A 21,998-nucleotide genomic window follows, 5' to 3' on the forward strand; every position below is an offset into this window, starting at 1 on the left:
TCCAGCACCTCGTGGATCACTTCGTGAGCTGCCGTGGCCGGTCTCCTGGCTTACGGGTCGTACGTCCGCCGTTCCTGCCTTCCCGGTCTGCGACCAGTGGCCCGGCGGTGCCGGACGGAACGGGAACTCCCCGATCACAGTGGCGAGGGCCGCGTCGACTTTCCATCGACTTCCCGAACACCACGGCCCGCCCACCGTAGAGGGGCACGCGGTTTCCTGCATAGCTGCGCACTTGCGCAGGTATCGAAGATCACAGAGAGGGGGCCTGCCAGACTGGCCCCATGCATCTCGTGCCTGCCGACCGAGCCGACCGTCGTTCCATCGACGGACACCGGGTCTGCGAGGCGATCGCCGCCATCGGTGAGGCGGGGCGCCTGCGCACCTGGGCCGACCGTTTCTCCCTGCTCGCCGACGCCAACCGGCTGGCGCTGCTGGTCGCGCTGCACCGCACCGGGCCGCTCGCCGTGTCGGACCTCGCCATCGCCACGGGGATGAACGACCCCGCCGTCTCCCAGGCCCTGCGGCTGCTGCGGGCGGCCGGGGTCGTGGCGGGGGAGAAGGAGGGGCGCGTGGTGCGGTACAGGGTGGTGGACGCGGACGTCCGGGGGCTGTTGGAGCACTGCGTGGGCTGAACGGCCGCGCACGGTTCCCTTTCCGGGCAATGTGGACGGATACAGATTCCGTACCGTCGTCCGTCCCCTGGGAGCCCGTATGGCAGACCTCTCGCCGGACCTCTCGTCCAGGAACCCCGACTGGTGGCGGCAGGCCGTCGTCTACCAGATCTATCCGCGCAGCTTCGCCGACGCCGACGGTGACGGCCTCGGCGACCTGCGGGGCATCACCGAACGCCTGGGCCATCTCGCCTCCCTCGGCGTGGACGCCCTGTGGCTGAGCCCCTTCTACCCCTCCGAACTCGCCGACGGCGGCTACGACGTCATCGACCCGCGCGGGGTCGACGAGCGCCTCGGCACCCTGGACGACTTCGACGCCCTGGTGGGCGAGGCGCACCGGCTCGGGCTCAAGGTGGTCGTGGACATCGTCCCCAACCACACCTCCCACCTGCACCGCTGGTTCCAGGAGGCGCTGCGTGCCGGACCCGGGTCCGCCGCCCGGGAGCGGTACGTCTTCCGGGCGGGGCGCGGCGCGCACGGTGAACTGCCGCCCAGCGACTGGCAGTCGGTGTTCGGCGGCAGCGCCTGGCGGCGGGTGCCCGACGGGGAGTGGTACCTGCACCTGTTCGCCCCCGAACAGCCCGACCTGAACTGGGACGACGAGGAGGTCCGCGCCGACTTCCGCAGCACCCTGCGGTTCTGGTCGGACCGGGGCGTGGACGGCTTCCGCGTGGACGTCGCCCACGGCCTGGCCAAGGACCTCACCGAGCCGCTGCGGGACATCGGCGGCATCGGCGCGACCGGCGAGCAGGCATTGCCGCTGGTGCCGCCGGGCAGCCACCCCTACTGGGACCGGGACGAGGTCCACGAGATCTACCGCGACTGGCGCAAGATCTTCGACGCCTACCGCCCGCCGCGCACCGCCGTCGCCGAGGCCTGGGTCCCCGGGGCCCGCCGCGCCCTGTACGCCCGCCCGGACGAACTCGGCCAGGCCTTCAACTTCGAGTACCTGGAGGCGCGCTGGGACGCGGAGGAGCTGCGGGACGTCATCGCCGCCTCGCTGGTCACGGCCCGGGCCGCCGGCGCCTCCGCGACCTGGGTGCTGTCCAACCACGACGTCGTGCGGCACGCCTCCCGGCTCGTGCTGCCGGCCGGCACCGACCCGGCCGCCTGGCTGCTGTCCGGCGGCGCCGCGCCCGCGATCGACACGGCGGCCGGACTGCGCCGGGCCCGGGCGGCGACCCTGCTGATGCTGGCGCTGCCCGGCTCCGCGTACCTGTACCAGGGGGAGGAACTCGGCCTGCCCGAGGTCGCCGACCTGCCCACCGAGGTGCTCCAGGACCCGATCTGGGAGCAGACCGGCCATGTCCGCAAGGGCCGCGACGGCTGCCGGGTGCCGCTGCCGTGGACGACGACCGGACCGTCGTACGGCTTCGGGCCCGGGCCCGGCTGGCTGCCGCAGCCGGCGGCCTTCGCCGGGTACGCCGTGGAGGCGCAGGCCGGCGCCGAGGGCTCCACGCTGGAGCTGTACCGCTCGGCCCTGCGGCTGCGCCGCAAGCTCCTCCAGGGCGAGACGCTGACCTGGACGCCGGACGCGCCCCGGGACGTCCTGGACTTCGGCCGCACCGAGACCTGGCGGAACGTCACGAACCTCGGCGGCGAGCCGGTGCCGCTGCCACCGGGCGAGGTCCTGCTGAGCAGCGGCCCGCTGCCGGAGGGGAGGGTCCTGCCGCCGGACACCACGGTCTGGCTGGCCTAGGGCCTCTCGTTCGGCCGAGGCCGGATCAGCCGGAAGACCCTAGCCGGCCGGCGGCGCCGGGCTGGGGGTGAGGCCGGCGCCCGCACCGCCGCCGCCCGTACCGCTGGTGCCGCCGCCGAGGGCGCCGAGGTCCAGCGGGGTGGACGTGGCGGTCGGCGGCGGGGTGAGCACCACCTCCGGCTGGCCCGCCGGCGGGGCGGGCGGCGTCAGGTCGGACGACGGCAGCTTCGGCGGGGTGGTCTGGTTGAAGATGGTCTGGTCGAAGTCGACCAGACCGGTCTTCTCCATCACCGTCATGTGGTCCAGGACGGTGTCGTTGGCCTGGTCGGCGAGGGCCCGCACCAGCGAGTTCTTGGTGGTGGAGCGGATCTTCGCGATCGTGTTGAAGATCGAGCCGTGCGTCATCCGCAGGATGTTGGCGAAGTCGGTGTCGAACTGCTTGCCGCTCTCGCCCTTCAACTGGTTGACGAAGCCGACCTGTTGCGGACTCGCCACGTTGGGCAGCGTGATGTTCAGCATGGGGCCGATCTTGCGGCAGGACGCGTCCAGCGCGGCGTGCCCGTCGATCAGGTGCTCGCTGGCCGTCCGGACCCCCTTGCTGGAGCCCTTCTGGAGCCCGATCTGGCCGAGCGGGTACTCCCACAGGCCGGCCGCCCGCACCTTGACCACGAAGTCCCGGTCCGCCTCGGTGAGCGGTCCCCACTGCGTCTGCGCGATGATCCGCGACTGTGAGCTGGAGACGGTGCTCAGCCCGAGCATGCCCGGGTAGGCGAGGGCCGCGAGGGTCAGGGCCATCGCACCGCCCACGAAGAGAGTTCCCGTCGCGTTCCGCGAAAAGCGCACCGTTCCTCCTGCCTGCGGGTCCCGCCCGTCGTTCGGACGCACAGCAGTACGGACGCGGAGGCCGTTCGGCTCAGTGCGCGCGGGTAAAGAATCTTCCGGGGCGGTTGGCACAAGGTTGACCGCTGCCCGGCACAAGGTTGACCACTCCCCGGGAGAAGGCAGACCGGGTCCGCCCCTAGATTCGCCGCATGCCCCCGCCGTCGCCTCACCGGCCCCCCGCCGCGCTGCCCGTCCTGCCCTACCGCAAGCCCACCCGGGGCCGCGACTACTGGGTGCTGGACGACGTCCTGCCGGACGCCGACGCCGTACGGGAGCGGTGTCTGGCCAAGGACGACTGGGCCGAGGGGTACCCGTACACCTCCGAGACCTGGCCCGGCCTGCGCGCCATGCCCGCCCTGGAGCCCGGGGAACTCGCCCGGATCGAGCGGCTGGTGCGGAAGGCGACCGGGGCGCGGGAGCTGTGGGTGCAGCGGGCGCCGGGCGGCGGCACCCTCAACCACAACTGCGTCCAGGTGGTCGGCGAGGGCGAGAGCGAGCCCCGTCCGCACACCGACTCCCGCGCGCTGTGCCGGTACGCGGCCGTGCTCTACCTCAACCCCCGGGCGCCCAAGGACTGCGGGACCGCCTTCTACCGCCAGTCGCTGCCGGGCGGCCGGCTCGGCGGCAACATCGTGCAGGCCCCGCACACCAACCTGGTCGAGGCGCTGGGGACGCGGTTCGTCCCGGCGGACCACTTCGAGGAGGACGTCCGCGTCCCGCACCGGTACAACCGCCTGCTGCTCTACCACGCCAACCTGGTGCACAGCGCGACCGGCTACTCCGGCCGGACGCTGGAGGAGAAGCGGATGACGGCGGTGTTCTTCTGGATGGCCTGACCGGTACGGCCGCACACCGCCCGGCCCCGCGTCCGGCCGCGGACGGTGTGAGGGGGCCGGGCACGAGGTACCCATGACCGGTATGAGCAGTGTCGCCATCGTGGGAGCCGGGCCGGGACTCGGGACCGCCGTCGCCCGGCGGTTCGGGCGCGAGGGGTTCGCCGTCGGGCTCGTCGCCCGGGACCGGGGGCGGCTGGACGCGATCGCCGGCGCACTGGCGGCCGAGGGCGTCACCGCCCGCGGGTTCGCCGCCGACGTGCGCCGGCCGGAGCGGCTGGCCGCGGCGCTGGACGAGCTGGCCGACGCCCTCGGGACCGTCGAGGTGCTCCAGTACAGCCCGGTGCCGCACCGCGACTTCATGCGGCCCGTGCTGGAGACCCGGCACCGGGACCTGGTGGGGCCGATCGAGTTCTCCGTGTACGGGCCGGTGGCCGCCGTGCAGCAGGTGCTGCCGGGCATGCGACGGCTGGGGCGCGGGACGATCCTGTTCGTCAACGGCGGGAGCGCCGCCGTACCGCATCCCGAGCGGGCCGGCACCTCGATCGCCTTCGCGGCGGAGAGCGCGTACGGGCACCTGCTGCACGACCGGCTGGCGGGCGAGGGCATCCATGTCGCCCAGCTGGTCATTCCCGGGGTCATCACGGCAGGTCACGAGCGCAAGGACCCGGGTGTGCTCGCGGAGCGGCTGTGGAGCCTGCACCGGGAGCGGCACGGGTTCCGGCACTACGCCGACGACCTCGACGGCTGAGCGGCCGCTGACCCGGCCGATGACCGGCTGGAAGCGGTCACCCTGCGGGGAGTGACGTTGTGGGCCAATATGGGGCTATTGGCCGCTTCGCTCTCTTCAAGGGGGCCTCCATGGCTGTCGACATCCCTCCGCTCGTCAAGACGTCACGGCTCAGAAGCCGGGGCGGGCTGCTCGGCGAGTGCCTGGCGGAGTTCCTCGGGACCTTCGTCCTCATCGCCTTCGGCTGCGGTGTGGTCGCGATGGCGGTCGCGGCGCTGCCCGGTTCGGGCCGGGCCGCCACCCCCACCACGATCTTCCTCGCGGCCGGTGACTGGCTGCTGATCACCTGGGGCTGGGCGATGGCCGTCGTCTTCGGCGTCTACGTGGCCGGCGGCGTCAGCGGCGCCCACATCAACCCGGCGGTGACCCTGGCCATGGCCGTGCGCCGCGGCTTCCCCTGGGCCAAGGTGCTGCCGTACTGGTTCGCGCAGGTCGTCGGCGCCCTCACCGGTGCCGCGCTGGTCTACCTCGTCTACCACAACGCGATCGACGCCTACGACAGCACCGTGCCGGGACCGAAGGTGAACGGGCACACCAACACCACGTTCTCGATCTTCGCCACGTTCCCGGCCGCGTACTTCCACGGCGGCATCTGGGGGCCGCTCATCGACCAGATCGTCGGCACGGCCTTCCTGCTCATGCTGATCGCGGCCGTGCTCGACCTGCGCAACCAGGCCGTCAGGGCCAATCTCGGCCCGCTGGTCGTGGGCTTCGTCGTCGCCGCGGTCGGCATGTCCTACGGCGCGAACGCCGGCTACGCCATCAACCCGGCCCGGGACTTCGGGCCGCGCCTGCTCACCTACGCGGCGGGCTGGGGCAGCCTGGCGTTCCCGGGGAGCGTGTCCGGCTCCTTCAGCGCGTACTGGTGGATCCCGATCGTCGGTCCGCTGGTCGGCGGCGTGATCGGGATCGTGGTCTACGACCTGTTCATCGGCGACGTACTGCTCCTGCGCTCCGAGCTGGCCCAGCTGCCGGAGCCGGGCAGGGCGACACACGTGAAGACCAGCGAGGAGGAGTAGCCGGGAGGCACCGCGCCGGGCAGGTGCCAGACGGCGCCTCGGGGTCGTTCTCCTGCTCGGCGACGAGCCGGTCCGGAATCTCAGCTGGTCCGAGTGGCCGGCCCGCGGCGCGGGCCGGGAGACAGGCGGAGCCCGACGGTCGTGACCACCCGTACGGCGCTGGGCGCGCGGGGCGTGGAGCCGAACCCGAACCGCACGGGCGGCGCGACCGGCGCGAGCGGACCCTGGTCCCGGCCGTCGTACACCGTGGTGGCCGACACGACCGGCAGCAGGTCCAGGGCGCCGTACCACTCGCGCCGCCCGCCGCCCGCGCTGCCCCGGGTGCGCACGCCGAGCAGCAGCCGCGCGGGCGGGTACGTCAGCACCGTCCAGGCCGGCCGGGCGGCGAGCGGCGCGGGCACGGCGCGCAGCAGCCGGCCCATGAGGCCGCGCGGGCCGGTGGTGAGGCGCAGGTCCAGCGGGCCGGCCGTGATCTCCCAGTGCCGGCCGGCGACCCGTACGGTGACGGGCGTGACCTCCACGTCGTCGAAGGTGTAGGTCGCGGCGATGAAGTCGGCGGTCCGCCGGGAGGGCGCCAGCAGCAGCCGGTGCCCGTCCGCCCGCTCGACCATGACGTCGCTGAACCGCCCGAACGGCGACCGGCACCAGTGGCCCAGCACCACCCGGGTGCCGGACGCCGTCCCGGTCCCGACGATCCACCCCTCGAAACGCGTCCGCGTCCGCCGGCCGGGCATCGCGTCACCCGTCACCGCGGCACCGCGTCACCGCAAGCGCGGCACGGACCGGGCACCGCCCCGCCGCTTCCCGCCGGGCTTCGCGCACCGCGGCCTCCCGCACCGCCACCAGGCCGCCAGCCAGCCCGCCTGCATCGCCGCGTCGAGCAGGTACGTGGGGCGGATCCGGCCGAGGGGCACGTAGACGAGGTCGACGGCCAGCAGGGTCACGGCGGACCCGATGCCCGCCCGGCGCGCCTGGCCGAGCGATTCCGGGGCCGGACCGGTGCGCAGCAGGCTCCAGCCGGTCGTGGCGAGCAGCCCCGCCGTCGTCCGCTGGAGCCAGACGTCGGTCTTCGGCCCGAAGACCCACTCGAAGCTGCGCAGGTGCAGCAGGGGCCACCCACCGCCGACGAGATTGAACAGGCCCTGCGCCCGGGCCACGGTCACCGCGCTCATCGGCTTCCTCCCGGTCACCTCGTGCCCCCCTGGACACCACCGGTCCCGAGTGACCCACGCGTGCCGCGGCAAACCGGCCGGCGCGGGTCAGAGGGCCAGCAACAGGGCGGCCAGGGCGGTGAAGCCGGCGCACACCGCGAGCGCCACGCCCACGCAGCGCCGCCGCAGTTCGGCGTACCGCTGCTCGTACTCGGCCCGCAGCGACACGCACCGGGCCGCGACGCGTTCGAGGTCGGCCCGGGCCCGCAGCAGGCTGTCGGCGGTGTACCGCCGCTCGACCTCCTCACGCTGCGCCGTCGTCAGCCAGTCGAGGGAGCCGGCGAACTCCCGGGCGCGCTGCTCCGCCTCCGCGACCCTGGCCTGCCACAGCAGATAGCCCTCGGCCTCGTTGCCGAGGTCGCCGCCCACTCCGGTCCCCTGCTGGGGCAGACCGCTCACTCCCGGCCCCGGTCGCTCGTGATCGCGGTGCTGTGGCCCTCCTGCTCCCGCATGGCGATGTCCGGGTGGTGCAGGTCGAACGCCGGGGATTCGCTGCGGATGCGGGGCAGGGTGACGAAGTTGTGCCGGGGCGGCGGGCAGGAGGTCGCCCACTCCAGCGAGCGGCCGTAGCCCCACGGGTCGTCCGTGCCGACCGGCGTGCCGTACTTGGCCGTCTTCCAGACGTTGTAGAGGAACGGCAGGATCGACAGGCCGAGCAGGAAGGAGCTGATGGAGGACACCGTGTTCAGCGCGGTGAAGCCGTCGGCGGCCAGGTAGTCGGCGTAGCGGCGCGGCATGCCCTCGGCACCCAGCCAGTGCTGGACCAGGAAGGTGCCGTGGAAGCCGGTGAACAGGGTCCAGAAGCAGATCTTGCCCAGGCGCTCGTCGAGCATCTTGCCGGTGAACTTGGGCCACCAGAAGTGGAAGCCGGCGAACATCGCGAAGACCACCGTGCCGAAGACGACGTAGTGGAAGTGGGCCACCACGAAGTAGCTGTCCGTCACGTGGAAGTCCATGGGCGGGGAGGCCAGGATGACACCGGTCAGACCACCGAAGAGGAACGTCACGAGGAAGCCGGTCACCCAGAGCATCGGTGTCTCGAAGGACAGCGAGCCCTTCCACATCGTGCCGATCCAGTTGAAGAACTTCACCCCGGTCGGCACGGCGATCAGGAAGGTCGTGAAGGAGAAGAACGGCAGCAGCACGGCGCCGGTGGGGAACATGTGGTGCGCCCACACCGTGACCGACAGTCCGGCGATGGCGATGGTCGCGGCGACCAGGCCCATGTAGCCGAAGATCGGCTTGCGCGAGAACACCGGGATGACCTCGGTGACGATGCCGAAGAACGGCAGCGCGATGATGTACACCTCCGGATGGCCGAAGAACCAGAAGAGGTGCTGCCACAGGAGGGGGCCGCCGTTGGCCGCGTCGTACACGTGGGCGCCGAGAATGCGGTCGGCCGCCAGCGCGAACAGGGCGGCGGCCAGCACCGGGAAGGCGAACAGGACCAGGACACTGGTCAGCAGCACGTTCCAGGTGAAGATCGGCATGCGGAACATGGTCATGCCGGGCGCGCGCATCGCGGTGATCGTGGTGATGAAGTTGACGGCACCGAGGATGGTGCCGAAGCCGGAGAACGCCAGACCCAGGATCCACATGTTCGCGCCGACCCCGGGGGTGCGGATCGCGTCGGACAGGGGCGTGTAGGCGAACCAGCCGAAGTCGGCCGCGCCGTTCGGGGTGAGGAAGCCGGCCACCGCGATGAGCGAGCCGAACAGGTACAGCCAGTAGGCGAACATGTTCAGCCGGGGGAAGGCCACGTCGGGCGCGCCGATCTGCAGCGGCATGATCCAGTTGGTGAAGCCGGCGAACAGCGGGGTGGCGAACATCAGCAGCATCACGGTGCCGTGCATCGTGAACAGCTGGTTGTACTGCTCCTTCGAGATGATCTGGAGTCCGGGACGGGCGAGTTCGGCGCGGATGATCAGCGCCATCACCCCGCCGGCCAGGAAGAACCCGAACGACGTCGACAGATAGAGGGTGCCGATCGTCTTGTGGTCGGTGGTCGTCAGCCACCTCACCACTACATTGCCGGGCTGCTTGCGCCGGACCGGCAACTCGTTCTCGTACGAGTCCTCGGCTGGGGCGCCACCGCCCTGTGGTTCGTTGAGGATGCTCACCAGTCGTCCGTCTCCCGATGCTCGCCGTCCGCCCACGACAGGACGTCGGTCACCCGCCATCCTCGCCACGCGGGGCCGCGCCGGGGGCCCTGAGCGTGCGACGTGCGGCCATTCGGATGACGGATACACCCGTCCGGCCCAACGAGCCGGGGTTTCGTGGCCCTCCCTCGCGTCGCGGCGGGCCTCGTGGACCTCGTGCGGGAAGAACCCGCGGCCCCGCCCGGCGGGAGCCGAGGCGGCTAGGATCCCGGGCATGGCCCTGACAGTGAGCGACGTGGAGCGGTTCGAGGCGGCCCGGCCCCGGCTGGAGGCCATCGCCTACCGCCTGCTCGGCTCGGCGAGCGAGGCCGAGGACGCCGTGCAGGAGACGTTCCTGCGCTGGCAGGCCGCCGGCGCCGGCCACGTCGAGGTCCCCGAGGCCTGGCTGACGAAGGTGCTCACCAACCTCTGCCTCAACCAGCTCACCTCGGCCCGCGCGCGGCGCGAGACCTACGTGGGCCAGTGGCTGCCCGAGCCGCTGCTCGCCGGGGACCCGATGCTGGGCCCGGCCGACACCGCGGAACAGCGCGAGTCGGTGTCGTACGCCGTCCTCACCCTGCTGGAGCGGCTGGCCCCCAACGAGCGGGCGGTGTACGTGCTGCGGGAGGCCTTCGACTACCCGCACCGGGAGATCGCCGAGATCCTCGACATCAGCGAGGCCGCGAGCCAGCAGATCCTCCACCGAGCCAAGAAGCACGTCGCGGACGGCAAGGCCCGCATCGAGATCGACGAGGCCGCCGCCCGGCGGATCGTCGAGGAGTTCCTGGCCGCCGCCACCAGCGGCCGGACCGAGCCGCTGGTGCGGCTGCTCACCCAGGACGCCGTCTCGATCGGCGACGGCGGCGGCAAGGTCCCGGCCCGCACCAAGGCGTTCGAGGGCGCGCTCGCGGTCGCCACGTTCATGCGGGGCCTGTTCAAGCCCGGCACGGCCAAGCGCAACCTGGTCGGCGGCTCGCCCGGGATCTACGCCACCACCGCCAACGGCGAGCCGGCCGTCGTGGCGGTCCTCGACGGGCGGGTCGTCGGCGTCATCTGCCTGGAGGTCACCGCCGACGGCATCCGCGCGTTCCGCGGCCAGGCCAACCCGGACAAGCTCGAACGCGCGACCCGGCACTGGGCGGCCACCGACCACGGCGAACCCCTGCTCCACCCCTTCTGATCCCGGTTTCCACCCCCACCGACCCCGGTGTGACGTGCTTCACACCCCGTTCCTGTCAGGAAACGGCGGGCCGCCCGGTTCAAGGGGCGAATCCGCTCAAGACAGGAGCCAGGAAATGCAGCACCGCATCGTCGTCCTCGGAGCCGGATACACCGGAGCCATCACCGCCGGGCGCCTCGCCAGGCGGCTGCGCCCCGAAGACGTCTCCCTCACCCTCGTCAACGCCGAACCCGACTTCGTCGAGCGCGTCCGGCTGCACCAGCTCGCCACCGGCCAGGACCTCAAGCCCCGGCCGTTCAGCGAGATGTTCGCGGGCACCGGTGTGCGGCTGCGGCTCGCACGGGTCACCGCCGTCGACGTCGACCGCAGGACGGTCGCCGTCACCGACGCGGACGGCCCCGGGGAACTGGAGTACGACACCCTCGTGTACGCCCTGGGCAGCGGCTGGAACGACCAGGGCGTGCCCGGCGTGGCGGAGCACGCCCACGAGATCGCGGGCCGTGCCGGAGCGCTGCGGCTGCGCGAGCGGCTGGCCGGGCTGACGGCCGGGCAGCCGGTGGTCGTGGTCGGCGGCGGCCTCACCGGTCTGGAGGCGGCGGCCGAGATCGCCGAGGCCCGCCCGGACCTCGACGTCGCCCTCGTCGCCCGCGGCGGCCTCGGCGACTGGCTCTCCGCGAAGGGCCGCGCGCACGTGCGCAAGGTCTTCGCCGGGCTCGGCGTCACGGTGCACGAGCACACCGACGTCACGGCTGTGGCGGCCGACCGCGTCACCACCGCCGACGGGACCGCGGTCCCGGCCGCGGTCACCGTCTGGACCACCGGCTTCACCGTCCACCCGATCGCGCGGGCCACCGGCCTCGAGGTCACCGGCACCGGCCAGATCGTCGTCGACCGGTCCATGCGCTCGGTCTCGCACCCGGACGTGTACGCCGTCGGCGACGCGGCCCTGGCGATGGGCCCCGGCGACAAGCCGCTGCGGATGTCGTGCGCCTCGGGCGTCCCCACCGCCTGGCAGGCCGCCGACGCCATCGCGGCGCGCCTGACCGGCGGCAAGCTCCCGAAGGTGCCGCTGCGCTACTTCAACCAGTGCGTCTCGCTGGGCCGCAAGGAGGGCCTGATCCAGTACGTCACCGCCGACGACCGCGCGGTGCGGGCGGCCCTGACCGGCCGGATCGCCGCCGTCTACAAGGAACTGGTCTGCAAGGGCGCGGCCTGGGGCGTCGCCAACCCGCTGTTCGTCCCGGCCCCGCGGCGGCGCGTGGTGCGGGAGCGGACGGACGCGGTGGCACGGGCGAACGCACCTGCCTGAACCCGGCGGTCGGCCCGGGGTCCCGCGTCCCGGGCGCACGGCGTCCGGGGTCCGCCGCGCGGGCCACACCGGTTGTCGTCGGCGGTTCGCGGCGACAACCGGGCGGCGCGGGCCGTCGCGCCCCGGCACGGCACCCGGCTCGTGGCCGAACCGGTTGCCGCACGGGACGCGGTGCGCAGGTCCGGCCCGCTCCGTCTCCGGGTGCCACATCCCACGCGGCTCACACCCGTGAACCAGGACGCCGTGGTCACCGGGAGGTCACCAGCGCCAGGCGTCCTCGTTGGCGCGCGGGGCCGGGGCCGCGGCGGGCGCGGCCGGCGCGGCCGGGGGCGCGTCGTGGCAGGTGAAGCCGAGCCGGGTCAGCGCCCGGCGCATCTCGCCCGACGTGAAGTCGCGGCGGTCCTGCTTGGTGATCACTTCGCCGACCTGCATGACGGGGTAGACGCGGCGGCCGATGCTCACCGAGATGCCGGTGACCGGTTCGGGCGAGATCCCGTTCATCGACTGCTCGACCTCGCTCTTGGTCAGGTCGAAGGGGAAACGGGCGATGACACAGCGCATGGCGGACTCCACAGGGTTGGGGGAGGGACAGCGGAGGGATCGACCGTAGGCTCGCCCCGGACGCGGGGAGCGAATCCCGGTGCCTGGACTACGAGTTGTTCCTCGGGGCGGAGCGACGGGTGCGGGCGGCCGCCCCCCGGCCGGCGGCGCGTCCCCGGCGGCTGCGCGGGGCGGACGCGGTGCGCTCGCTGCGTTCGGCGGCCGGCACGGTGACCGTGACGGGCACGCCGGAGGGGGTGCGGGCGCCGGTGATGCGGTGCAGTTCGGCCTCGCCGGGGCGGACCCGGACGCTGCTCGCGGTGATGCCGGCGTCGGCCATCAGACGGTCCATCGCACGCCGCTGGTGCGGCAGGACGAGGGTGACGACCGTGCCGGACTCGCCGGCCCGGGCGGTACGGCCGCCCCGGTGCAGGTAGTCCTTGTGGTCCCCGGGCGGGTCGACGTTGACGACGAGGTCGAGGCCGTCGACGTGGATGCCGCGGGCGGCGACGTTGGTCGCCACGAGGACCGTGACGTGGCCGTCCTTGAACTGGGCGAGCGTGCGGTTGCGCTGCGGCTGCGACTTGCCGCCGTGCAGGGCCGAGGCGCGCACCCCGACGGACAGCAGGTGCCTGGCCATCCGGTCGACCGCGTGCTTGGTGTCCAGGAACATGATCACCCGCCCGTCCCGGGCGGCGATCTCGGTCGCTGCGGTGTGCTTGTCGTCGTCGTGCACGTGCAGCAGATGGTGCTCCATGGTGCTGACGGCTCCCGCGGACGGGTCGACCGAGTGCACGACGGGATCGTGGAGGTAGCGCCGTACCAGCAGGTCGATGTTGCGGTCCAGGGTGGCCGAGAACAGCAGCCGCTGGCCGCCGTCGGCGACCTGGTCGAGCAGGGCCGTCACCTGCGGCATGAAGCCCATGTCGGCCATCTGGTCGGCCTCGTCCAGAACGGTGACGGCGACCTGGTCCAGCCGGCAGTCGCCCCGCTCGATGAGGTCCTTCAGACGGCCGGGTGTGGCCACGACGACCTCGGCGCCGCCGCGCAGCGCGCTCGCCTGACGGCCGATCGACATGCCGCCCACCACCGTGGCGAGCCGCAGCCGCAGGGCGCGGGCGTAGGGGGTGAGGGCGTCGGTGACCTGCTGGGCCAGTTCCCGGGTGGGCACGAGGACGAGCGCGAGCGGCTGCCGGGGCTGGGCCCGCTGCCCGTCCAGACGGGCCAGCAGCGGCAGGCCGAAGGCGAGCGTCTTGCCCGAGCCCGTGCGCCCGCGGCCCAGGACGTCCCGGCCGGCCAGCGCGTTCGGCAGCGTGGCCGCCTGGATCGGGAAGGGCGCGGTGACGCCCTCGGCGCCGAGCGCGGCCAGCAGGCGCGCGGGCATGTCCAGTTCGGCGAACGTCTCGACCGCGGGCAGCGGTTCGGTGAGGGTGACCGGCAGGGCGAACTCCTGCCGGCGGGTGCCGGAGCGCGCGCCCGCGCCGCTCCTGCGTCCGGTGCCCGGACGGGCGCCCTGCCGGCCCTGCTCCTGTGCACGGGAACGGCCGCCGCGCGTGCCGCCGGCCGTCCGGGTGGAGGTCCGGTCCGCGCGGAAGCGGCCTGGGTCGCCGCCGGTGCGACGGGTGCGGTTCATGAGGGAACCTTCCTCGATGCGGCGTATCGAGGAATTCCGCCCAGCGGTGAACGAGCCGCGCGTGGATTCACAAGAATGAGCCGACGGAAATGCGAAAATCCGGCCTGGGCCGGGAAAACAACGGGCTGGGGCCCGCACCTCGAGAGCGCGGGCCCCAGCACCATGCAGCGCGTCAGCGTCAGGCAGGAACGATGTTCTCGGCCTGCGGGCCCTTCTGGCCCTGCGTGACGTCGAAGGTAACCTTCTGGCCTTCCTGAAGCTCGCGGAAGCCGGAGGTGGCGATGTTCGAGTAGTGGGCGAACACGTCGGCGCCGCCGCCGTCCTGCTCGATGAAGCCGAAGCCCTTTTCCGCGTTGAACCACTTCACGGTGCCAGATGCCATATTGAATCTCCCTTGGGGGCCATGCCGGACTCCGCACTTTACGGAGCCGAGTCGCCGCGATGATCACCCCTCCGGAAGAATCCGGAAAGCTCTGCAAAGAAAAAATCTCTGGCAACCAAAACTGCAACTGGTATCACGCTAACACAGGCAGGCCGGAAGCCCCACGTGTTTTCGTGATCGTCCAGGTATTCTGACGCCGTCGTGGCCGGAATTTCTGCAGTGGCGGCTCTAGATATCCGCACCGCGTTCGCCGGGCCGTCGGCGCATGTCCGGGTGCACGCGGAGGGCGTCGTCGAGCCGGCCCTCCAGGGGGATGGTGCGGCACGCGGCCTCGGCGGGCGTGCCCCGGTCCACCAGCTCCCGGGCGCGGGCGGCGATGCGCAGCTGACGGCGTGAGTACCGGCGGTGGCCGCCCTCCGAACGCAGCGGGGTGATCCGCTCGGCCTCGCCGATGGCCCGCGGGAAGGCGGGAGCCGACCCTCGTCCCGGGACGCGGCGAGGAGCCCCGACTCTGACTCCGGTGGCCCAAGAGATCTGTCCTCGACGTGACAGACTTCCTCTCGCGGCAACCGATGCGCGTACTGCCGTCCACCCGTCGGTGGACGGAGTACGCGTGTCGGTGGACGGGAACGCCGGCCGGCCTACGTGGTGGGCTAGGCCGCGCTGATCTCGCTCGGCGCGGAGTCGGTGTCGCGCTCGACGGCCAGGTCGCCCAGGGAGGCGATGCCGACCACGCGGTCCCGTTCGGGACCGACCACCGGCAGCCGGCGCACGGCCTTCTCCCGCATGAGGCCGACCGCGCGGTCGACGGGGTCGTCGGGGGTGACCGTGGTCAGGTCGGTGCTGCACGCGTCCTCGACGCGCACACCGCTGACGTCACCGCCCTCCGCCAGGATGCGCACGGTGAGGTCGCGGTCCGTCACCAGGCCACGCGGGTGGCCCACCACCGCGCCGGCCGTAACCACCGCGCCGGCCGAACAACTTCGTCAGCCGGACTGCCACGCTTCCGGCGATCCATGTCCGCTTCAGTGCGATATGTAGGGCGGTGTACGCATCTGTCCGCACGGGCACCCGTCAGCTACTCCACCCTTAGGACAACCCCCTGACCGCACCAGCGGGAGGAAGCATGATCAGCCATCGGCATCTGGTGGAAGAGGTGGCGTCACGGGCCCGTCTCGGTGACGAGGAGGCCGCCGACGCCGCCGTTCACCTCGTCCTCGCGGCGCTGAGCAGCCGCCTCGACCCACCGCACCGGGAGCATCTGCGGCAGGCCGTGCCGCCCCACGAGCGGGGCGCCCTGGAGATCGGCGCGCGGCGGCACGGCGGCGAGGCACCGGCCGGGCCGGCCGATCCGCTCGACGCGTTGCTGGCCGATGTCGGCCGGCCCGTGGACGCCACCCCCGAGCAGGCGCTGTTCCTGGCGCGGACGGTGGTCTCCCGGCTCACGGCCGAGGACACCGGCCTGGAGGCCGACCTGCGCGGTGCCCTTCCGGAGGAGTTCGGGCCGCTGTTCGCGGAAGCCGGCCCGGGGCCCGGACGGCCGGACCGCTGACCCTCCGGGGCGGGTGGACCGTCTGATCCGCCCGCCCCGCCCCGCCCGTACCGTCGGCCGCGCCGTCACGGACTGGACTTGCCGGTCCATTTTTTGCGGCGCACAGTGGCCCGCACACCGCGAGACGAGGAGAAGAGCGCGCCATGGGCGGACGGCTGCGGGACAAGACGGCACTGGTCACCGGATCGACCAGCAACATCGGACAGGCGATCGCGGAGGCGTTCGCCGCGGAGGGGGCCCACGTCATCGTGTCCGGGCGGAACCGGGAACGGGGCACCCAGGTCGTCGCGGGGATCCGCGCGTCCGGCGGCCGGGCCGACTTCCTGGCGGCGGACCTCGACGGCAGCGCCGCGGCCTCCCGCGACCTGGCCGCCCGCGCCCGCGAGACCCTGGGCGGGCGGATCGACGTCCTGGTCAACAACGCGGGCGTCTACCCGGCCCCCGGCACCGCCGCCACCGACGAGGAGACCTTCGACCGGGTCTACGCGGTGAACGTCAAGGCGCCGTTCTTCCTCACGGCGGCCGTCGTCCCGGGCATGGCGGAGGCCGGCGCCGGGGTGATCGTCAACCTCGGCTCGTGGATCGCCCGCCTGGGCGTGCCGAGCGGTGCGCTCTACAGCTCCACCAAGGGGGCCATGGAGACGCTCACGCGGGCGTGGGCCGCGGAGTTCGGCCCGCTGGGCGTGCGAGTGAACGCCGTCTCACCGGGCGTGATCCTGCCCCCGGCGCCGGAGGGCGGCGAGCCGCATCCGGGCGAGGTCATGATGAAGGGCACCCCGGCCGGCGGCGTCGGCACGCCGGACGCCATCGCCCATGCCGCGGTCTGGCTGGCCGGCGACGAGGCGGCCTTCGTGCACGGAACCGTGGTGGACGTCGACGGGGGCAGGACGGGCGTCGCCGTCATCGCCGCGTAGCGCCGGCCGGTCGTTCACCAGGTGCGGGCGGCGCCGGCGGTGCGGGCTGCCGGGAGGTGAGGCCGTCCGCCTCGCCGGGGCCGGCGGGAGGGGTGCCCGGGAGCCGGTGCCTGCGGCTGTCCGGGCCGGTGCGCCCGTCATCAGGAGAGTTCCCGCCCGTGACGGGGCATACGGAAGACCAGGCGCCCACGGCACCGGTCGACGTACACGCGCGGCGCCTCACGAGCACAGGAGGCCACGACATGGCAGGGGCGGAGAGAGCCGGGACCGACCGGCAGCGGCAGCGGACGGAACCCGGTGCCCGTGCCCGGCTCACCGACGCGGTGGAAGCCATCGGCGCCGGAGCCTACGTCGTCGACGCGCAGGGGCACATCCTCGCCGTGAACTCCCTCGCCGAACGGCTGCTGGGCCGCCCCGCCGCGGACCTGCTCGGCCAGGACGCCCACGACCTGCTGCACCGCGGGCCGCAGGGCCAGCCGCTGCCCACGACGCAGTGCGCCATGCGCCAGGCGTTCCACGCCGGGAACCCGGCGCAGGGTCACACGGAGCACTTCCTGCGCGGTGACGGCTCCCTGCTGCCCGTCTCCTGGATGATCGCCCCGTACGACCTCGGCGACACCGGCGACCGGCGGACCGGCACGCTCGCCCTCTTCCACACCCCCGAGCGGGCGGACGTCGCCGAGCCGCACCCGGAGCGGGCCACCGAGACGCTGACCGACTTCGAACGGCTGGCCCTGCTCGCCGAGACCACCACCCGGCTGACCTCCACCCTCGACGTCGACGAGGCACTGCGCCGGCTGGTGTCCCTGGTGCTGCCCCGGCTGGCGGACTGGGCCGTCATCGACCTGATCACCGAGCACGACGAGGTGTGGCGCACCGCCGTGGTGCACGCAGAGGGCGACCGCCTGGTCCACCACGAGGACCTGCAAGGGCCGATGCCGCCGGTGCCCGAGGAGTCGCCGATGCCGCTGTCCCGGGCACTGCGCGGTGTCGCCTCCGCCCTGGCCGGGCCGGCCACGTACCGGCGTGCCCCGGATTCCGGCATCGCCGTCGAGCAGCGCCGTCTGTTCGAGGCCACGGGCATCCACTCGGCGGCCATCGCCCCCATCCGCGGCACCCGGGAGGTCCTCGGGGCCCTCACCCTGGGCCGGGCCGGGAAGCCGGGGGACTTCACCACCGCCGACCTGCCCCTGCTGGAGGACATCGCCCGCCGCGCCGGCGTGGCGCTGGACAACGCCCGCCTCTACCAGCGCCAGCGCGCGGTCGCCGAGACCATGCAGAACCACCTGCTGCCGCAGATGCCGCGGGTCCCCGGACTCCAGATGGCCGTCCGCTACCTGCCCGCCCCGGACGCCTCCCAGGTCGGCGGCGACTGGTACGACGCCTTCACCCTGCCCGACGGTGCCACCGCCCTGGCCATCGGGGACGTCGTGGGCCACGACCTGGAGGCCGCGGCCGGCATGGCCCAGCTGCGCAACATGCTCCGCGCCTACGCCTGGTCCCAGCAGGAACCGCCCAGCCGCATCGTCCAGCGGCTCGATGAGGCGATCATGCCCATCACCGACGTCACCATGGCCACCCTCATCCTCGCCCGGCTCACCCGGACGGACGACGGCAACTGGAAGCTGACCTGGACGAACGCCGGCCACCCCCCGCCCCTGCTCGTCACCCGCGACGGTCTGGCCGACTACCTCACCGAAGGTCACAGCCTCCTGCTGGGCACGGGGGCCGGCGCGCCCCGCCCCGACGCCAGCGTGGTGCTGCCCCCGGGCTGCACCCTGCTGCTGTACACCGACGGCCTCATCGAGGCACCCGGTTACACCCTCGACGAGGGCCTGAGCCGGCTGCGCCAGCACGCCGCGGCCCTCGCCCACCGCCCGCTGCCGTCCCTCACCGACCAGCTCCTGCGCCGCGTCCACCCGCCCGGCCTCGACGACGTGGCCCTCCTCGCCCTGCGCACACCGCCCCAGCCGCGCCCGGGCCGGCCGGAGCCCCGCGGACGGTGAGTCAGGCGGTCCCGCCCGGCTCGCTCCCGCGGCCCCCGGCCGTCTCCAGCAGCCCCACGAACATGGTCCGGTGGAGCACTTCCACGTGCCGGCGCGCGATGTCGGCCGCCGCCGCGGTGTCCCCGGCGCGCAGGGCGTCGACGAGGGCGCGGTGTTCGAGGTTGGACTCGCGCAGGGCGTCCATCGGGTAGGGCAGGTAGAAGCGGTACAGCTGCTGGAGCACGCCGCGGTAGGCCTCGGCCGCCGCGGGGACGCCGGTGGCGGCGGCGACGGCGAGGTGGAACCGTTCGTCACAGCCGTGGAACTCCGCCCAGGTCGGCACCTGGTCCATCTCGTCGGCCAGCCGCTCCAGGTGCGCCAGGGCGGCTTCGTCGGCGTTGCGGGCGGCCAGGTGGGCGAGGCCGCACTCCAGCACGAGCCGCTGGTCGACGAGCGCGTGGACCTCGCTGTTCCGCGCGCGGTAGTCGTCCATCGCGCCGACCACGCCCCGGGCCGGCCGCTCGGCGACCCGGGTGCCTCCGTTGCGGCCCCGGCGGCGCTCCAGGACGCCGTCTTGGCAGAGCGTGGACAGCGCGCGGCGGACGGTGATCTCCCCGACGTCGAGCGCCGCGGCTATCCGGTCGGTCGTGGGGAGCTTCTCGCCCGGGGCGAGCAGTCCCAGGTCGACGGCGAGCCCGATGCGCGCGCGCACGGTGTCCAGGGCCGTGAGCCGGCGGATGCCGTCGAGCGCGGGGGCGTCGAAGGGCAGCGCCGCCGCGCCGGCCGTCCGCGTGTCGGAGCCGTCAGGGTCGGGGCCGTCAGGGGCGGGGCCGTCCTGGGGGTGAGGCATGCCGTCAATGTAGCGAGAACGGAAATCGGATCAAAATGATTCTATTGATTAACAGCTCACCTTGAGCTAATTTCCTCGCCATGTCCCGTCCCCTCCCCCTCGCCCTCGTCCAGGCACCTCCCCGCCCGGCGACGGCACCCCTGTCCGGATTCGCCGAGGACGTCGGGCAGCTGCTGGACCGCTTCCCGCAGACCCGCCTCGCCGTGTACCCGGAACTGCACCTGTGCGGCGTCGACGGTTCGCCGTCGGCGACCGAGCAGCTCCAGGAGGCCGCCGAGCCGCTGGACGGCCCCCGCTCCCGGCAGCTCGCCGAGCTGGCCGGCGACCTGGGCATCTGGCTCGTACCGGGCACCGTGTGCGAGCGCGGCGAGCGGGGCGAGCTGTTCAACACGGCGCCGGTCTACTCGCCGGAGGGCCGCCTCGTCGCCTCGTACCGCAAGATCTTCCCGTGGCGGCCGCACGAGCCGTACGACCCCGGCGACCGCTTCGTCGTGGCGGACCTGCCCGGCGTCGGCCGCATCGGCATCTCCATCTGCTACGACGCCTGGTTCCCGGAGGTCGCGCGCCAGCTGGCCTGGCTGGGCGCCGAGGCGATCGTCAACCCGGTCATGACCACCACGGCGGACCGCGCCCAGGAACTGGTGCTGGCCCGGGCCAACGCCATCGTCAACCAGGTCTTCGTGCTCAGCGTCAACACCGCCGGCCCCCTCGGCACCGGCCGCAGCCTGGTGGTGGACCCCGAGGGACGGGTGCGCGCCGAGGCCCCCGACTCGGCCCCCACCGTGCTGACCGACGTGCTCGACCTGGACGACGTCACGCGCGTCCGCACCTTCGGCACGGCCGGGCTCAACCGCATGTGGGACCAGTTCACCGACGCCGACACCCCGATCGACCTGCCGCTGTACGGCGGCCGCATCGACCCCGGCCGCTGGCGCCCCGCCACCGGCTGAATCCTCCCGCCCGCTCGTCCGTCCCCGTCCCCCGGAGCTCCCCCCGGAGCCCGTCATGGAGCCCGCTATGGAGCCCGACATGGAGCCCGCTATGGAGAACGCATCCGCCCAGGGCCTCACCCGTGCGCTGACGCTCAGATCCGTCGTCCTGTTCGGCCTCGCCTACATGACCCCGCTGATCGTGCTCGGCACGTTCGGCGTCGTGGCCGAGAGCACCGGCGGCACCGTGCCCACCGCCTATCTGCTGGCCCTGCTCGCCATGCTGTTCACCGCGCACAGCTACGGGAAGATGGCCGCCGCGCACCCCGTGGCCGGGTCGGCGTACACCTACGTCCGCAGGGCCATCGACTCGCGGGTGGGCTTCCTGATCGGCTGGGCCACGCTGCTCGACTACTTCTTCCTGCCCATGGTCATCTGGCTGATCGGCGGCGCCTACCTCCAGGCCCAGTTCCCCGCCGTCCCGTTCTGGGTGTGGATCATCGGCTTCATCGCGCTGACCACCGCCCTGAACGTGCGGGGCATCAAGACCGCCGAGCGGGCCAACGACCTGCTCATGACCTTCCAGGTGCTGGTCATCGGCATCTTCGTCGCGCTCTCCCTGCGGCACGTGGTGCACGTCGGGGGCGCCGGGGCGCTGGCCGGCACGACACCGTTCGCCAACCACGGCACCACCCTGGCGGGCATCTCCGCCGGAGCGGCGATCGCGGCCTACTCCTTCCTCGGCTTCGACGCGGTCACCACGCTCACCGAGGAGACCATCGAGCCGCAGCGCACCATGCCCCGGGCCATCCTGCTGATCGCCCTGATCGGCGGCGGCATCTTCGTGGCCGTCGCCTGGGCCACCCAGCTGGCCCACCCCGGCAGCTCCTTCGACGACCCCAGCTCGGCCGCCTTCGAGATCGCCCGGACCATCGGCGGCGACCTGTTCTCCTCCGTCTTCCTGGCCGGCCTGGTGGTGGCCCAGTTCGCGTCCGGCATCGCCGCGCAGGCGAGCACGTCCCGGCTGCTCTACGCCATGGGCCGCGACTCCGTCCTGCCGCGCCGGATCTTCGGGCACATCCACCCCCGCTACCGCACCCCGGTCCTCAACATCCTCCTCACCGGAGTGGTCGGCCTGATCGCCCTGCGCCTGAGCGTGGCGACCTCCACCTCGTTCATCAACTTCGGCGCCTTCATCGCCTTCACCTTCGTCAACTTCTCGGTCATCGCCACCTACGTGCGCGAACGGCGCGCGGGCCGCCGTCCCGGTCCGCTCGGCCATGTGGTCGCCCCCGCGATCGGCGCAGTGGTGGACATCTGGCTCCTGACCCACCTCGACACCAAGGCCCTCGTCCTCGGCGTCTGCTGGCTCGCCCTCGGCATCTGCTACCTCGCCTACCTGACCCGAGGTTTCCGCACGCCCCCGCCGGAGCTGACCTTCGAGGAGGAGGCGCCGGCCGTCACCGAGCGGGTGTGATCCC

General features: G+C 73.1%; 22 protein-coding genes, 1 pseudogene and 1 riboswitch. Of the genes and pseudogenes, 12 read left to right on the forward strand and 11 right to left on the reverse strand.

Annotated elements, in window-relative coordinates:
• Window positions 1–17: 17 nt before the first annotated feature.
• Window positions 18–200, reverse strand: a riboswitch (cobalamin riboswitch).
• Window positions 201–281: 81 nt separating this feature from the next.
• Both AB0947_RS11100 and AB0947_RS11105 read left to right on the forward strand, forming a co-directional pair.
• A complete protein-coding gene (locus AB0947_RS11100; protein WP_030640383.1) occupies window positions 282–632 on the forward strand; it encodes a metalloregulator ArsR/SmtB family transcription factor in 351 nt (116 codons plus the stop codon).
• A 79-nt stretch (window positions 633–711) separates the two neighbouring features.
• Window positions 712–2,370 carry a glycoside hydrolase family 13 protein gene (locus tag AB0947_RS11105; RefSeq protein ID WP_366750054.1) on the forward strand — a complete coding sequence of 553 codons (1,659 nt, stop codon included), beginning with the start codon at window positions 712–714 and terminating at the stop codon, window positions 2,368–2,370.
• A gap of 39 nt (window positions 2,371–2,409) precedes the next feature.
• Here the strand turns inward: AB0947_RS11105 and AB0947_RS11110 are convergent, their stop codons facing one another.
• Window positions 2,410–3,177, reverse strand: coding sequence for a DUF4142 domain-containing protein (locus tag AB0947_RS11110; RefSeq protein WP_366750300.1), 768 nt, complete (start codon window positions 3,175–3,177; stop codon window positions 2,410–2,412).
• A 224-nt stretch (window positions 3,178–3,401) separates the two neighbouring features.
• Between AB0947_RS11110 and AB0947_RS11115 the strand changes: the two genes are divergently transcribed.
• From AB0947_RS11115 to AB0947_RS11125, 3 genes are all read left to right on the forward strand, one after another.
• Entirely contained in the window at window positions 3,402–4,088 is a 687-nt protein-coding gene (locus AB0947_RS11115) for a DUF6445 family protein (protein WP_366750055.1), read from the forward strand.
• A gap of 82 nt (window positions 4,089–4,170) precedes the next feature.
• Window positions 4,171–4,836: an SDR family NAD(P)-dependent oxidoreductase gene (locus AB0947_RS11120; RefSeq protein WP_366750056.1), complete on the forward strand. Its 666-nt coding sequence runs from the start codon at window positions 4,171–4,173 to the stop codon at window positions 4,834–4,836.
• A 110-nt stretch (window positions 4,837–4,946) separates the two neighbouring features.
• Window positions 4,947–5,894 carry an MIP family channel protein gene (locus AB0947_RS11125; RefSeq protein ID WP_366750057.1) on the forward strand — a complete coding sequence of 316 codons (948 nt, stop codon included), beginning with the start codon at window positions 4,947–4,949 and terminating at the stop codon, window positions 5,892–5,894.
• 80 nt (window positions 5,895–5,974) lie between these two features.
• Here AB0947_RS11125 and AB0947_RS11130 read toward each other — a convergent pair whose 3' ends face one another.
• The 4 genes from AB0947_RS11130 to ctaD form a co-directional block, all read right to left on the reverse strand.
• Window positions 5,975–6,628, reverse strand: coding sequence for a hypothetical protein (locus tag AB0947_RS11130; RefSeq protein ID WP_366750301.1), 654 nt, complete (start codon window positions 6,626–6,628; stop codon window positions 5,975–5,977).
• Between the two features lie 27 nt (window positions 6,629–6,655).
• Window positions 6,656–7,066, reverse strand: coding sequence for a hypothetical protein (locus AB0947_RS11135; protein WP_366750058.1), 411 nt, complete (start codon window positions 7,064–7,066; stop codon window positions 6,656–6,658).
• Between the two features lie 87 nt (window positions 7,067–7,153).
• Window positions 7,154–7,474 carry a cytochrome C oxidase subunit I gene (locus tag AB0947_RS11140; RefSeq protein WP_366750302.1) on the reverse strand — a complete coding sequence of 107 codons (321 nt, stop codon included), beginning with the start codon at window positions 7,472–7,474 and terminating at the stop codon, window positions 7,154–7,156.
• Between the two features lie 26 nt (window positions 7,475–7,500).
• A complete protein-coding gene (gene ctaD, locus AB0947_RS11145) occupies window positions 7,501–9,225 on the reverse strand; it encodes a cytochrome c oxidase subunit I (RefSeq protein WP_366750059.1) in 1,725 nt (574 codons plus the stop codon).
• A 253-nt stretch (window positions 9,226–9,478) separates the two neighbouring features.
• Here ctaD and sigJ point away from each other — a divergent pair, with 253 nt between their 5' ends.
• Together sigJ and AB0947_RS11155 are read left to right on the forward strand one after the other, a co-directional pair.
• Window positions 9,479–10,423: an RNA polymerase sigma factor SigJ gene (gene sigJ, locus AB0947_RS11150; protein ID WP_366750060.1), complete on the forward strand. Its 945-nt coding sequence runs from the start codon at window positions 9,479–9,481 to the stop codon at window positions 10,421–10,423.
• A gap of 115 nt (window positions 10,424–10,538) precedes the next feature.
• Window positions 10,539–11,732 (forward strand): FAD-dependent oxidoreductase, encoded by a 1,194-nt coding sequence (locus AB0947_RS11155; protein WP_366750061.1) that lies wholly within the window; start codon window positions 10,539–10,541, stop codon window positions 11,730–11,732.
• A gap of 258 nt (window positions 11,733–11,990) precedes the next feature.
• Here the strand turns inward: AB0947_RS11155 and AB0947_RS11160 are convergent, their stop codons facing one another.
• From AB0947_RS11160 to AB0947_RS11180, 5 genes and pseudogenes are all read right to left on the reverse strand, one after another.
• Window positions 11,991–12,293 carry an SCO5918 family protein gene (locus AB0947_RS11160; RefSeq protein WP_366750062.1) on the reverse strand — a complete coding sequence of 101 codons (303 nt, stop codon included), beginning with the start codon at window positions 12,291–12,293 and terminating at the stop codon, window positions 11,991–11,993.
• A gap of 88 nt (window positions 12,294–12,381) precedes the next feature.
• Complete coding sequence (locus AB0947_RS11165) at window positions 12,382–13,905, reverse strand: DEAD/DEAH box helicase (RefSeq protein ID WP_366750063.1); 1,524 nt, start codon at window positions 13,903–13,905, stop codon at window positions 12,382–12,384.
• A 178-nt stretch (window positions 13,906–14,083) separates the two neighbouring features.
• Complete coding sequence (locus AB0947_RS11170; RefSeq protein ID WP_007383480.1) at window positions 14,084–14,287, reverse strand: cold-shock protein; 204 nt, start codon at window positions 14,285–14,287, stop codon at window positions 14,084–14,086.
• A 228-nt stretch (window positions 14,288–14,515) separates the two neighbouring features.
• Window positions 14,516–14,821, reverse strand: coding sequence for a MerR family transcriptional regulator (locus AB0947_RS11175; protein WP_366750303.1), 306 nt, complete (start codon window positions 14,819–14,821; stop codon window positions 14,516–14,518).
• A 119-nt stretch (window positions 14,822–14,940) separates the two neighbouring features.
• A pseudogene (locus tag AB0947_RS11180) lies at window positions 14,941–15,258 on the reverse strand (CBS domain-containing protein); the annotation flags it as partial.
• A gap of 155 nt (window positions 15,259–15,413) precedes the next feature.
• Here AB0947_RS11180 and AB0947_RS11185 point away from each other — a divergent pair.
• The 3 genes from AB0947_RS11185 to AB0947_RS11195 all read left to right on the forward strand — a co-directional run bounded on the left by AB0947_RS11185 (window position 15,414) and on the right by AB0947_RS11195 (window position 18,759).
• The gene (locus AB0947_RS11185) at window positions 15,414–15,839 is read left to right on the forward strand and encodes a DUF2267 domain-containing protein (RefSeq protein ID WP_366750065.1); all 426 of its coding nucleotides are present in this window, start codon (window positions 15,414–15,416) and stop codon (window positions 15,837–15,839) included.
• A 143-nt stretch (window positions 15,840–15,982) separates the two neighbouring features.
• Window positions 15,983–16,753 (forward strand): SDR family oxidoreductase, encoded by a 771-nt coding sequence (locus AB0947_RS11190; RefSeq protein WP_366750067.1) that lies wholly within the window; start codon window positions 15,983–15,985, stop codon window positions 16,751–16,753.
• A 242-nt stretch (window positions 16,754–16,995) separates the two neighbouring features.
• On the forward strand, window positions 16,996–18,759 hold the full coding sequence (locus AB0947_RS11195) for a SpoIIE family protein phosphatase (RefSeq protein ID WP_366750068.1): 1,764 nt from the start codon (window positions 16,996–16,998) through the stop codon (window positions 18,757–18,759).
• 1 nt (window position 18,760) lies between these two features.
• Here AB0947_RS11195 and AB0947_RS11200 read toward each other — a convergent pair whose 3' ends face one another.
• Entirely contained in the window at window positions 18,761–19,588 is an 828-nt protein-coding gene (locus tag AB0947_RS11200) for a GntR family transcriptional regulator (protein ID WP_366750069.1), read from the reverse strand.
• 80 nt (window positions 19,589–19,668) lie between these two features.
• Between AB0947_RS11200 and AB0947_RS11205 the strand changes: the two genes are divergently transcribed.
• Together AB0947_RS11205 and AB0947_RS11210 are read left to right on the forward strand one after the other, a co-directional pair.
• Window positions 19,669–20,538 (forward strand): carbon-nitrogen hydrolase family protein, encoded by an 870-nt coding sequence (locus AB0947_RS11205; RefSeq protein ID WP_366750071.1) that lies wholly within the window; start codon window positions 19,669–19,671, stop codon window positions 20,536–20,538.
• 91 nt (window positions 20,539–20,629) lie between these two features.
• The gene (locus AB0947_RS11210; RefSeq protein WP_366750073.1) at window positions 20,630–21,994 is read left to right on the forward strand and encodes an APC family permease; all 1,365 of its coding nucleotides are present in this window, start codon (window positions 20,630–20,632) and stop codon (window positions 21,992–21,994) included.
• The last annotated feature ends 4 nt before the right edge of the window (window positions 21,995–21,998 follow it).

Source organism: Streptomyces sp. NPDC047841 (assembly GCF_040704085.1).
GTDB lineage: Bacteria > Actinomycetota > Actinomycetes > Streptomycetales > Streptomycetaceae > Streptomyces > Streptomyces argyrophylli.

What these genes read in the sequence shown, in the direction of transcription:
- AB0947_RS11195 (WP_366750068.1), top strand. Translation starts at nt 16,996, where the DNA reads ATGGCAGGGGCGGAGAGAGCCGGGACCGACCGGCAGCGGCAGCGGACG.
- AB0947_RS11165 (WP_366750063.1), bottom strand. Translation starts at nt 13,905, where the DNA reads ATGAACCGCACCCGTCGCACCGGCGGCGACCCAGGCCGCTTCCGCGCG.
- AB0947_RS11120 (WP_366750056.1), top strand. Translation starts at nt 4,171, where the DNA reads ATGAGCAGTGTCGCCATCGTGGGAGCCGGGCCGGGACTCGGGACCGCC.
- AB0947_RS11200 (WP_366750069.1), bottom strand. Translation starts at nt 19,588, where the DNA reads ATGCCTCACCCCCAGGACGGCCCCGCCCCTGACGGCCCCGACCCTGAC.
- AB0947_RS11205 (WP_366750071.1), top strand. Translation starts at nt 19,669, where the DNA reads ATGTCCCGTCCCCTCCCCCTCGCCCTCGTCCAGGCACCTCCCCGCCCG.
- AB0947_RS11185 (WP_366750065.1), top strand. Translation starts at nt 15,414, where the DNA reads ATGATCAGCCATCGGCATCTGGTGGAAGAGGTGGCGTCACGGGCCCGT.
- AB0947_RS11125 (WP_366750057.1), top strand. Translation starts at nt 4,947, where the DNA reads ATGGCTGTCGACATCCCTCCGCTCGTCAAGACGTCACGGCTCAGAAGC.
- AB0947_RS11210 (WP_366750073.1), top strand. Translation starts at nt 20,630, where the DNA reads ATGGAGAACGCATCCGCCCAGGGCCTCACCCGTGCGCTGACGCTCAGA.
- AB0947_RS11135 (WP_366750058.1), bottom strand. Translation starts at nt 7,066, where the DNA reads ATGAGCGCGGTGACCGTGGCCCGGGCGCAGGGCCTGTTCAATCTCGTC.
- AB0947_RS11155 (WP_366750061.1), top strand. Translation starts at nt 10,539, where the DNA reads ATGCAGCACCGCATCGTCGTCCTCGGAGCCGGATACACCGGAGCCATC.
- sigJ (WP_366750060.1), top strand. Translation starts at nt 9,479, where the DNA reads ATGGCCCTGACAGTGAGCGACGTGGAGCGGTTCGAGGCGGCCCGGCCC.
- AB0947_RS11115 (WP_366750055.1), top strand. Translation starts at nt 3,402, where the DNA reads ATGCCCCCGCCGTCGCCTCACCGGCCCCCCGCCGCGCTGCCCGTCCTG.
- AB0947_RS11160 (WP_366750062.1), bottom strand. Translation starts at nt 12,293, where the DNA reads ATGCGCTGTGTCATCGCCCGTTTCCCCTTCGACCTGACCAAGAGCGAG.
- AB0947_RS11100 (WP_030640383.1), top strand. Translation starts at nt 282, where the DNA reads ATGCATCTCGTGCCTGCCGACCGAGCCGACCGTCGTTCCATCGACGGA.
- AB0947_RS11170 (WP_007383480.1), bottom strand. Translation starts at nt 14,287, where the DNA reads ATGGCATCTGGCACCGTGAAGTGGTTCAACGCGGAAAAGGGCTTCGGC.
- AB0947_RS11190 (WP_366750067.1), top strand. Translation starts at nt 15,983, where the DNA reads ATGGGCGGACGGCTGCGGGACAAGACGGCACTGGTCACCGGATCGACC.
- AB0947_RS11105 (WP_366750054.1), top strand. Translation starts at nt 712, where the DNA reads ATGGCAGACCTCTCGCCGGACCTCTCGTCCAGGAACCCCGACTGGTGG.
- AB0947_RS11130 (WP_366750301.1), bottom strand. Translation starts at nt 6,628, where the DNA reads ATGCCCGGCCGGCGGACGCGGACGCGTTTCGAGGGGTGGATCGTCGGG.